The sequence below is a fragment of the Pseudomonas parafulva genome, from assembly GCF_000800255.1.
In the GTDB taxonomy this organism is placed as follows: domain Bacteria; phylum Pseudomonadota; class Gammaproteobacteria; order Pseudomonadales; family Pseudomonadaceae; genus Aquipseudomonas; species Aquipseudomonas boreofloridensis.
This window is the reverse complement of record NZ_CP009747.1, coordinates 2,322,358-2,332,614: the sequence shown is the minus strand read 5'-3', so window position 1 is coordinate 2,332,614 and position 10,257 is coordinate 2,322,358. Positions and strand designations below refer to the sequence as shown.

The following is a 10,257-nucleotide window of genomic DNA, read 5'->3' as shown; positions in this document are numbered from 1 at the left end:
GGCGGCTGCGGCGGCTCATCGCCGCGCACCCGCCCTGGGCTGGCGCGGTTCAGCGTCCGAGGTAGACGGTGAGGGTCTGGCCGGGCTTGAGCGCCTGGCCGGTACGCGGATTCCAGCGCTTGAGGTGCTTCATCTCGACGTTGAAACGCTTGGCTACAAGGTAGTAGGAGTCGCCCTTGCGCACCTTGTACTGGGTCGAGCGCTGCTGAGCTGCGGCTACGCGGCTGGCGGCAGCGCTGGGGGCGCTGGCGCCACGCAGGGCGAGCACCTGCCCAGCCTTGAGGCTGGTGCCGGACAGGCGGTTCCAGCGTTGGATGTCCTTGACCGACACGCGGTTGGCCTTGGCGATGGCGCCCAGGTTGTCGCCCCGCTTGACCCGGTAGCTGCTGGTGGCGGCGGGGGCCTTGGCCTCGGCCAGGGCGGCCTGGAACACCGCTTTGTTCGGTTGCAGGCTCAGGAGCTGTTCAGGCTTGAGGTTGGACAGGCTGCTGGTCAGCAACCGAGCCTTGGCGGTGGGCACCAGCAATTGCTGCGGACCATCGACGGTCATGCGTTTCTTGAAGGCGGGGTTGAGCTGGATCAACTCGTCTTCGTCGATGTTGGCAAAGGCGGCGACGCGGGTCAGGTCGAGGCGGTCGTTGATGACCACCGCTTCGAAATAGGGCTCGTTGGCGATGGGGCTGAGGTTTACGCCATAGGCCTGCGGGGTCAGCACCACCTGCGACAGTGCCAGCAGCTTGGGCACGTAGTCACGGGTTTCCTGGGGCAGCGGCAGGTTCCAGTAATCGGTGGGCAGGCCGAGCCGTTCGTTGCGTTCGATCGCCCGGCTGACCGTGCCTTCGCCGGCATTGTAGGCGGCCAGGGCGAGCAGCCAGTCGCCGTTGAACATGTCGTGCAGGCGCGTCAGGTAATCCAGCGCCGCGTTGGTCGAGGCGGTGATGTCGCGACGGCCATCGTAGAAGTTGGTCTGGCGCAGGTTGAAGTGACGGCCGGTGGAGGGGATGAACTGCCACAGGCCCACGGCATGGGCGCGCGAGTAGGCCATCGGGTTGTAGGCGCTCTCGATGGCCGGCAGCAGTGCCAGCTCCAGCGGCATGCCACGCTCTTCCAGACGCTCGACGATGTAATGCAGGTACAGGCTGCCGCGTTCGCCGGCCGTTTCCAGGAAGCTCGGGTTGCTGGCGAACCACAACCGCTGCTGTTCGATACGCGGGTTGACGTCGATGCTGTCCTGCAGCACGAAGCCCTGGCGCATACGCTCCCAGACGTCGTCGGGGCCTTCTGCTCGACCGGTTTGATCACCAGCGGGGCTGGCCTGTGCTTGAGCCGCGCCTGGTAGTTATGCGCGCGAACGCTGTCGGTTTCCTCCACCTGACGGGTGCTCTGACAGCCCACCAAGGTGGCGGCCAGGGCCAGGGCGCTGACTTGTGCCAGACGCGTCAGGGCGGCGGAATGAGCGGTGCGGCGGCTACGTGAAGACATCGGCGTACACATTTTTCCGGGCAAAAAATTTCGGCGATTCTAGAAACCGCACCCGGATGGGTCAACCTTGGATGTCTTTCTGCGACCTTAGGACGGGCGATCAGAAGCTGTCTTTCCAGGCCCTGAGCGCAGCGAAGACCGCTATCTGGCTATTGTTGGGGCTGCCTTTCCATTCGTCCGCTTTTTGTTTAACGGATGTTACAGCGGTGCGAAGAAAAGGATTGGTCAGGCGCTCCAGCGCAATGGACGAGGGCAGGGTGATGCGCTGCTGCGCACGCAACTGCATGACCTCTTCGAAGCGTCGTTGGATATCGGCGTTGCTCGGCTCCACGGCCCTGGCGAAACGCAGGTTGCTCAAAGTGTATTCGTGGGCGCAGTACACCTCGGTGCTCTCTGGCAGGCTGGCCAGGCGTTGCAAGGCGGGCTGCATCTGCTCGGGCGTGCCCTCGAACATCCGTCCGCAGCCGGCGGCAAACAGCGTGTCGCCGCTGAACAGCAGCGGCGTTGGCGTGCGGTCACTGTAGAAGGCGATGTGGCCGAGGGTATGCCCCGGCACGGCGAGCACCTCGAACGTGATGCCGAGCACCGTCGCCGTGTCGCCGTCGTCCAGCGCCACATCGCGCCCAGGAATGGTTTCGTGGGCCGGGCCATGGACGCTGGCGCCGGTGACCTGCTTGAGTTGTTGCACGCCACCGACGTGGTCGTTGTGGTGGTGGGTAATGAGAATGTCGGTGAGCGTCCAGTCGCCATGCGCCTGCAGCCACGCCAGCACCGGTGCGGCGTCGCCGGGGTCGACCACCGCGCAGTGGCGTTTGGCAGTATCCTGTAACAACCAGATGTAGTTGTCGGAGAAAGCGCGAAGGGCTTCGATCTGTATCATTGTGCGGTTCCGAATCATCTGGCGTGGGAGATGAGGGCATCTTAGCCGCGATGGCGCGGCCGACGAAACCTTCGAGGGAGAATGCGATGACCGATCAAGCCTTTGCCCAGGCCAACCCCGAGTGGGTCGAACTGATCAGCCTGGCCCGCGACTGGTTCGCCGGGCCTTTGGGTCAGCTGATGCTCAAGGAGGAGGGGAAACTGCTCGAGGACGAATTGGAGCGCTTCTTCGGCGGCTTTCTGGTGCACTACGGCCCCTGTGCCGATGCGCCCCCCCAGGCGCTGAAAGTGCAGCGCAACGTCCGCTTGGGCGCGCCACTGCCCGGTGTCGAGATCGTTTGCGAGGAGCAGGCCTGGCCGCTGTCCGAGCATGCCGCCGACGTGGTGGTGTTGCAGCATGGTCTGGATTTCAGCCTCTCGCCCCATGGTCTGCTGCGCCAGGCCGCCAGCGCGGTGCGTCCGGGCGGACATCTGCTGATCGTCGGCATCAATCCCTGGAGTGCCTGGGGCGCCCGCCATCTGCTCGGTCGCGGGGTACTGCGCAAGGCGCGCTGCATCTCGCCTTCGCGCCTGGGCGACTGGCTGAACCTGCTGGGCTTCGCGCTGGAGAAACGCCGCTTCGGGTGTTATCGTCCGCCGCTTTCCTCACCGGCCTGGCAGCAGCGCCTGGCGGGTTGGGAGCGGACGGCCGGGCGCTGGCAGGTGGCCGGCGGCGGCGTTTATCTGCTGGTGGCGCGCAAGGTGGTGGTGGGGTTGCGGCCCTTGCCGCTGGAGCGTCGCGAACCGATGGGCAAGCTGTTGCCGCTGCCGCTGGCCAAGGTCAATCGCCGTCACAGCGAGCCCTGAGCGGAGTGTCCGCGCTATTTAACCTGCAAGCGAACGAAGGCGGTACATGAGCGATAGCGTCGAGATCTACACCGATGGTGCCTGCAAGGGCAATCCCGGCCTGGGCGGCTGGGGCGCCCTGATCGTCTACAAGGGTGTCGAGAAGGAGCTGTGGGGCGGCGAGCGCGACACCACCAACAACCGCATGGAACTGATGGCCGCGATCTGCGCGCTGATGGCGCTCAAACGCGAGTGCGAGGTGGTCCTGACCACCGATTCGCAATACGTGATGAAAGGCATCACCGAGTGGATGCCCAATTGGAAGAAGCGCGGCTGGAAGACCGCCACCAAGGAACCGGTGAAGAATGCCGACCTGTGGAAGTTGCTCGACGAACAGGTCAATCGGCACAAGGTGACCTGGAAATGGGTCCGCGGCCATATCGGCCATCCGGGCAACGAACGCGCCGACCAGTTGGCCAACCGTGGCGTCGATGAGGTCCGTGCACAGCACTGAACCACCCCACGGGCGGGCGTGCCCGCCCTTGACTGTCAAAGAAATGAACTCTCCAAGCCGCCTCGCTCTCCACTGAGAAATCCCATGAGGCGGCGTTCGATGCTCCCCTACAGCCAACAGGGCTCAGGCCCGATCACTTTGGTGTTGATGCATTTTCTAGGCGGCTCCCATCGCACCTGGGGTCCCACGCTGCCGTTCCTCGACCGTGAGCACGCCTGTGTGGCTCTCAACACGCCAGGCTTTGGCGATGCCCATGGAGTCAGCGGCTATTCGGTGGCCGAGATGGCCGATCAGGTAGATGCCAGCGTACGTGCGCTGGGCATCGAGCGCTGCGTTCTTGTCGGTCATTCGATGACCGGCAAGGTCGCGGTGGCCCTGGCCTCCCGCCGTCCCGACTATCTGCAAGGCTTGGTGCTGGTAGCGCCGTCACCGCCTGGTCCGCAGCCGATGAGCGAGGCCGATCGCGACCGCCAGCGACGCTATCAAGCCTCGCGGGTCGAAGCCGAACAGTTCGTCGATGAGTCCAGCTTTCACCGCTTGCCCGATGCCCTGCGTGAGGTAGCCATCGCCGACGCCCAATCGGTGAACCTCGACGCTTGGCGTGCCTGGGTCGACCACGGCAGTCGCGAGGACTGGAGCGATCGGATCGGCGAACTGCCGTATCCGACGTTGCTGGTCTGCGGCGCCGACGATGCGCAGGTGCCGGATGCCCCAGCGCAACAGCGCACCACGCTGGCCCATTTCCCAGACAGCACGCTGCTGACCTTGCCTGAAGCCGGTCATCTGATGCCGCTGCAGACACCCCGTGAATTGGCCGAACGCATGCTTGAATTCGTTCGCCGTATCGCTGATGACAGTGCCCGAGGAGAGATGTGATGGATCTAGGTTTGACTAAGCGTGTAGCCCTGATCAGCGGCGCGGCAGGAGGCATTGGTCTGGCGACCGCGCGCCTGCTGGCCGAAGAGGGTGTGCGATTGGTGTTGACGGACAAGGACCAGGATCACCTGGAAAAAGAAACCGCAGGCATCGGTGGTGAGCCGCTGCTCATTGCTGCGGACATGACCGACCAAGCCGAGGTCGACGGCCTGATTCGTCAGGCCGAAGCGCACTTTGGGCAGGTGGACATCGTGGTGCACACCGCCGGTGTCACTGGTGCCAAGGGCGATCCGCTGGCGTTGTCCGACGAGGACTACGAAGAGGCTTGGTCCACTGATTTCTTCAGCGCCGTGCGCATCGCCCGCGCCGCCATCCCACCGATGCGTCAGCGCGGCTGGGGACGTCTGGTGTGCATCACGTCGGAAAACGCAGTGCAGCCTTACTGGGAAGAGGCGGTGTACAACGTCGCCAAAGCAGCCCTGGCCGCGTTCATCAAGAACCTCTCTTACAAGGAAGCGGCCCACGGGGTGCTGTGCAATACGGTCTCACCGGCGTTCATCGAAACCGGCATGACCGATGGCATGATGGAGCAGCGTGCGCAGGAGCGCGGCGAAAGCTTCGAGGAGGCGATCAAGAGCTTCCTCGACGAAGAGCGCCCCGGCATCGTTCAGAAGCGCCGTGGCAAACCCGAAGAGGTGGCAGCGGCCATCGCCTTGCTGGTGTCCGATCGCGCATCGTTCATCAACGGCAGCAACCTGCGCGTCGATGGCGGCTCCGTGCAGAGCGTGCAGAACTGACGCCAGGGTGGTGGGAACAGGCGACCACGGGTGCCGAGCCCGTGGTCGCTTTGTTGTATACTCGCCGGCTTTCCCAGATGTCGCTTGGAGCCCCGCGTGGATCAGCAGAACACCCGCCTGATCGTCCTCGATACCGAAACCACCGGTATGCCGGTCAGCGAAGGCCATCGGATCATCGAGATCGGTTGCGTCGAGGTCATCGGCCGGCGCCTGACCGGCCGCAACTTCCACGTCTACCTGCAGCCTGATCGCGAAAGCGACGAGGGCGCCATTGGCGTGCACGGCATCACCGATACCTTCCTGCTCGACAAACCGCGTTTTGCCGATGTGGCCGAAGAATTCTTCGACTACATCAAGGGCGCGCAGTTGGTCATCCACAACGCAGCGTTCGACGTTGGTTTCATCAACAACGAATTCGCGCTGCTGGGCCAGGACGACCGTGCCGACATCGCTCAGCATTGCTCCATTCTCGACACCCTGATGATGGCGCGGGCCCGTCATCCGGGCCAGCGCAACAGCCTCGATGCCCTGTGCAAGCGCTATGGCATCGACAACTCCGGCCGCGACCTGCACGGCGCGTTGCTCGACTCGGAATTGCTGGCGGACGTCTATCTGGCGATGACCGGTGGCCAGACCAGCCTGTCGCTGGCTGGGCAGGGCGGTGAGGAGGACGATGGTCAAGGCCGCTCGGGTAGCGAAATCCGACGTATCGTCGGGCGCCAGCCGGGTAGGGTGGTCATGGCCAGCGATGGGGAGTTACAGGCCCATGCCGAGCGCCTGGCGGCCATTGCCAAGTCGGCCGGTGGGCCGGCCCTGTGGGAAACACTGAGCGAAGCCTGAACGTCACTTTGTCCAGGCTTGGGCACCGCTGTTCACGGAATGCGCACGATCTCCACGCCGCTCTGAGCTAGCTCGAAGCGATCCTCGCCCAAGTAGTTGACGCGATCGCCGATGGCCAGGCGGTAGGTGGTGATCGGCGAGCCCAACGTGCTGCCGTCCGGCTGCAAGGTCGATTCCTGGAACTCGTGCACCGGGTAGATGCGGCCTTCGGCGTCGCGGGCATGGAATTGGCCGACCATTACTGCTGCCATGTGGATTGAAACCTCTGAAATATGGAGAAATATCTGTAGCCATAGACAAACGAGGAGGGTGGGAAGTTTTCCTGCGGCGGAAAAAAACCTTGGCCGGGAAACACGGTCATCTATAACTACACAGTCCCCCTTACCCCGCAGAGGATGCATTGCCATGAGTCAGGTCTATTCGGTCGCGGTCGTTGTCGGGAGCCTGCGCAAGGACTCCTACAACCGCAAGGTTGCACGTGCTCTATCTGAGCTGGCACCGTCCAGCCTTTCCTTGAAAATCGTCGAAATCGGCGATCTGGCGCTGTACAACGAGGACGTCGAGGCAGCGGGTGCGCCACAACCCTGGCAGCGCTTTCGCGATGAGATCCGCCGCTGTGATGCGGTCTTGTTCGTGACCCCGGAATACAACCGCTCCGTGCCGGGTGCGCTCAAGAATGCCATCGACGTGGGCTCACGGCCCTATGGTCAGAGTGCCTGGAGTGGCAAGCCTGCGGCGGTGGTGAGTGTGTCGCCGGGTGCGATCGGTGGCTTTGGCGCCAACCACGCTGTGCGTCAGGCGTTGGTGTTCCTCGACATGCCTTGCATGCAGATGCCCGAGGCCTACATTGGTGGGGCGGCGACCCTGTTCGACGAGGCCGGCAAGCTCAATGACAAGACCCGGCCGTTCCTGCAGGGCTTCATCGACAAATTCGCCTCGTGGGTGAAGCTCAACCGCGCGGTCTGAGGGTTCGGGTTGCGGCAGGTGAAGCGGCAGCGGTTCGATCCGCCTGCCGCTTTACCTTCGGACGCCTTCAGCACGCCTGTGGCATCTCCCCTTCGGCCAGGCGCCCGTTGATATCGGCCACCACCTCTGGCAACTGGTTGAGGGTATCGATCAAATAGTGCGGTCGTGCGCTTTCGAATTGGGCGTGAATGCGCTGTCGCGCCTCATCCAGTTGTTGCGGCTCAAGGGCCTGGTACTGCTCCCAGGTCAGCCCCAGCGCGTTGCCGGAGCAGACCAGCGCCACGGTCCACATACCGGCGCGACGTCCCTCGAGAATGCCCGGCAGCGTATCATCGACTTTCACGCAGGCCGCTACATCCTCGATACCCAAGGCGATCACATTGGCCAGGGCTTGGGCTGGCCATGGGCGGCCCTGGGGCGTTTCGTCGGTGGCCACGACGTGGTCGGCGATGTAGCCGTTGCGCGCCGCCAGTTCCACCACTTTGTCCATCACCACCTTCGGGTAACCGGAGCAGGAGCCGATCTTCAGCCCGGCGCGCCGCAGTTCGCCAATGGTATCCAGTGCACCCGGTATCAACGCCGAATGCTCGGCGATCTTCTCGATCTGCAAAGGCATGAAGCGCTCGTAGAGGGCTGTGACGTCATTGTCCGTCGGCGTGCGGCCGAAGGCTCGGCGATAGCGCTCGGCGATCTGTGGAAGATCGCACAGGGCGCGGATATGGTCCCATTTGCCCATGCCCATGGGGCCGCGGGCCTCTTCGATGGACAGGTGAACACCGAATTCGGCGAATGCCTCCACGAAGATCTGGGTGGGCGCGAATGAGCCGAAGTCGACGACGGTACCGGCCCAGTCGAGGATCGCCGCTTGCAGGTGTGTCGGGTTGCGGTAGTTCATTGAGGGGGTGTCCTGGGGTTCGGGGGCAGGGTTCAGATATCCACGACATGCATGTCGCGCAACGCCTGGGCGACAGCATCGACCGCGGCGTGCATCTGCGTGGGGCCGACTGCGCCGATGCAGCCAACGCGGAACGTCTCGACCTCGGTCAGCTTGCCGGGGTAGAGGATGAAACCTTTGGCTTTGACCCGCTCGTAGAAATCCTTGAACTGAAAGCGGGCATCTCGGGGTGCGTGGAAGGTGACGATGATCGGTGCCTGGCAGGCGCTTGGGAGGAAGCTGCGCAGGCCCAGCGTGGCCATGCCCTCGATCAGGATCCTGCAGTTCTCCTGATAGCGAGCATGGCGCGCAGCCAATCCTCCTTCTTGCTGGTACTGCTCAAGCGCCGCATGCAATGCGGCCACCACGTGCGTCGGTGGTGTGAAGCGCCATTGGCCCGTGCGCGCGAGGTACTGGTACTGGTCGTGCAGGTCCAGAACCAGGGATTGGGCGTTGCCCGCCGCAGCACTCAGTGCGTGTTTCTCGGCGAGGACGAAGCCCATTCCCGGCACCCCCTCCAGGCATTTGCCCGAGGCGGCGATCAGCGCCTCGAAGCGGACCTGACGGGCATCGATGGGTAGTGCGCCGAACGAGCTCATGGCGTCGATGATCAGGCCACTGCCATGTGCGGCGACCACCTCGGCGATGTCGACCAGCGGGTTGAGGATGCCGGTGCTGGTTTCACAGTGAATCAGCGCCACATGGGTCAGCGTGGGGTCGTCGGCCAGTAGACGATCAACCTCGGCAGCGCAGGTCGGTCGAACCTCGTCGCTGCGCACTGGCGTGAAGCGACGACCCAGCACCTGGCAGATCTTCGCCAAGCGCTCACCATAGGCCCCGTTGATCAGTACCAGCACCTTGCCGTCGCGGGGCACCAAGGTGGCGATGGCCGCTTCGACGGCGAAGGTGCCGCTGCCTTGCAGGGGAACGCAGCAGTGACTGGCGCTAGCTTGAACAATGCCCAGCAACTGTTCGCACACGCTGGCTGTCCTGGTGTTGAAGTCTGCGTCCCAAGAGCCCCAGTCCATCAACATGGCCTGGCGCGTGCGCGCAGTGGTGGTCAATGGGCCTGGGGTGAGAAGAATCGGGGCATCGCGCATTGTGCAACCTCGGGAGGCAGGGGCCAAAAATCGACGTGGTCAGGTTGCAATGGTGAGCCCTATCAATCAAATTGTTTGTAGGTATCCCAGCTATAAGTAAGGCCGATAGTTATGAATTTGTTTCAGCTTCGTGCGTTTGACGCCGTTGCGCGTGAGGGCAGCTTCACTCGCGCAGCAGAGCGTCTGTTCATCAGCCAGCCCGCGGTGACCGGACACGTCAAGGCGCTCGAAGAGCATTACCAGATCACGTTGTTACGACGCACTGCCCGGCGCGTGGAACTGACCGAGGAGGGCACGCGGCTGGCAGCTATCACGCGAGCGATGTTCGGCTTGGCCGAGGAAGCCCAGGTCATGCTCGAGGCCAATCGCCAGTTGTTGAGTGGGCGCCTGGAGGTGGCCGCCGATGGACCGCATCGGGTGATGCCCATATTGGCTAAATTGCGTGAGCGCTATCCGGGTATCAGCGTCAACCTGCGCCTGGGCAATGCCCAGGACACCCTCGCGGCGCTACTGGGCGAGCATGTCGATGTCGCTGTACTGACTGAAACCGAGCCGCGCAAGGGGCTGTACCTGCAGCCGCTGTGTCAGTCGCGACTCTGCGTGCTGCTGCCGGTCGGCCACCGCTGGGCTGTTTCGCAGCAGGCGCTGCCGCTGTCCGCGTTGGAGCAACAGGTCATGGTGCTGCGCGAGCCGAGTTCGGTCACTCGCCGCACCTTCGACAAGGCCTGCGCCGTGGCCGGAATCCAACCCCAGGTGTTGCTGGAGCTGGGCAGTCGCGAGGCGGTCAACGAAGCCGTGGCCGCTGAATTGGGGATCGGCGTGGTGTCGTCCACCGAGTTGTCCCATGACCCCAGGTTGGTAGCGTTGTGTCTGACGGGCGAGGGGCTGGTCAATCAGCACTGGGTGGGCTGCCTGGAGCGCCGACGCGAGCTGCGCCTGATCCAGGCGTTCATGGCATTGGCCGGTACGTGAAGGCGGTGGCGGGGCAGAGTTCCTGCTGAGCGCCCTGGCCGAGATCGGACAAGGTGGTGAGCGATCCCTCAC

At 63.7% G+C, this 10,257-nt stretch carries 11 protein-coding genes and 1 pseudogene; 7 read left to right on the top strand and 5 right to left on the bottom strand.

All coding sequences use genetic code 11. The features are described 5' to 3' along the window. Window positions 1–49: 49 nt before the first annotated feature. Window positions 50–1,482, bottom strand: a pseudogene (locus NJ69_RS09875) (transglycosylase SLT domain-containing protein). Window positions 1,483–1,582: 100 nt separating this feature from the next. Beyond that, window positions 1,583–2,362 carry a hydroxyacylglutathione hydrolase gene (gene gloB / locus NJ69_RS09870; protein WP_039578561.1) on the bottom strand — a complete coding sequence of 260 codons (780 nt, stop codon included), beginning with the start codon at window positions 2,360–2,362 and terminating at the stop codon, window positions 1,583–1,585. A gap of 86 nt (window positions 2,363–2,448) precedes the next feature. Between gloB and NJ69_RS09865 the strand changes: the two genes are divergently transcribed. From NJ69_RS09865 to dnaQ, 5 genes are all read left to right on the top strand, one after another. Then, the gene (locus tag NJ69_RS09865; protein WP_039578558.1) at window positions 2,449–3,207 is read left to right on the top strand and encodes a methyltransferase domain-containing protein; all 759 of its coding nucleotides are present in this window, start codon (window positions 2,449–2,451) and stop codon (window positions 3,205–3,207) included. A 46-nt stretch (window positions 3,208–3,253) separates the two neighbouring features. Next, window positions 3,254–3,700 (top strand): ribonuclease HI, encoded by a 447-nt coding sequence (gene rnhA, locus NJ69_RS09860; RefSeq protein WP_039578555.1) that lies wholly within the window; start codon window positions 3,254–3,256, stop codon window positions 3,698–3,700. 99 nt (window positions 3,701–3,799) lie between these two features. Next, on the top strand, window positions 3,800–4,576 hold the full coding sequence (locus NJ69_RS09855; protein WP_039578552.1) for an alpha/beta fold hydrolase: 777 nt from the start codon (window positions 3,800–3,802) through the stop codon (window positions 4,574–4,576). 11 nt (window positions 4,577–4,587) lie between these two features. Further along, window positions 4,588–5,373, top strand: a complete 786-nt coding sequence (locus NJ69_RS09850) for an SDR family NAD(P)-dependent oxidoreductase (protein WP_240326850.1) — start codon at window positions 4,588–4,590, stop codon at window positions 5,371–5,373. 147 nt (window positions 5,374–5,520) lie between these two features. Beyond that, a complete protein-coding gene (gene dnaQ / locus NJ69_RS09845) occupies window positions 5,521–6,213 on the top strand; it encodes a DNA polymerase III subunit epsilon (RefSeq protein ID WP_052192219.1) in 693 nt (230 codons plus the stop codon). Between the two features lie 32 nt (window positions 6,214–6,245). On the opposite strand, the gene NJ69_RS09840 is transcribed toward dnaQ, so the two are convergent. After that, on the bottom strand, window positions 6,246–6,464 hold the full coding sequence (locus NJ69_RS09840) for a hypothetical protein (RefSeq protein WP_029614166.1): 219 nt from the start codon (window positions 6,462–6,464) through the stop codon (window positions 6,246–6,248). A 154-nt stretch (window positions 6,465–6,618) separates the two neighbouring features. On the opposite strand from NJ69_RS09840, the gene NJ69_RS09835 reads away from it, so the two are divergent. Beyond that, entirely contained in the window at window positions 6,619–7,179 is a 561-nt protein-coding gene (locus NJ69_RS09835; protein WP_039578546.1) for an NADPH-dependent FMN reductase, read from the top strand. 67 nt (window positions 7,180–7,246) lie between these two features. On the opposite strand, the gene phnX is transcribed toward NJ69_RS09835, so the two are convergent. Beyond that, window positions 7,247–8,074 carry a phosphonoacetaldehyde hydrolase gene (gene phnX / locus NJ69_RS09830; protein WP_039578544.1) on the bottom strand — a complete coding sequence of 276 codons (828 nt, stop codon included), beginning with the start codon at window positions 8,072–8,074 and terminating at the stop codon, window positions 7,247–7,249. A 32-nt stretch (window positions 8,075–8,106) separates the two neighbouring features. Next, window positions 8,107–9,213, bottom strand: a complete 1,107-nt coding sequence (locus NJ69_RS09825; protein ID WP_039578543.1) for a 2-aminoethylphosphonate--pyruvate transaminase — start codon at window positions 9,211–9,213, stop codon at window positions 8,107–8,109. Window positions 9,214–9,324: 111 nt separating this feature from the next. On the opposite strand from NJ69_RS09825, the gene NJ69_RS09820 reads away from it, so the two are divergent. Continuing rightward, window positions 9,325–10,185: a LysR substrate-binding domain-containing protein gene (locus NJ69_RS09820; protein WP_039578540.1), complete on the top strand. Its 861-nt coding sequence runs from the start codon at window positions 9,325–9,327 to the stop codon at window positions 10,183–10,185. The last annotated feature ends 72 nt before the right edge of the window (window positions 10,186–10,257 follow it).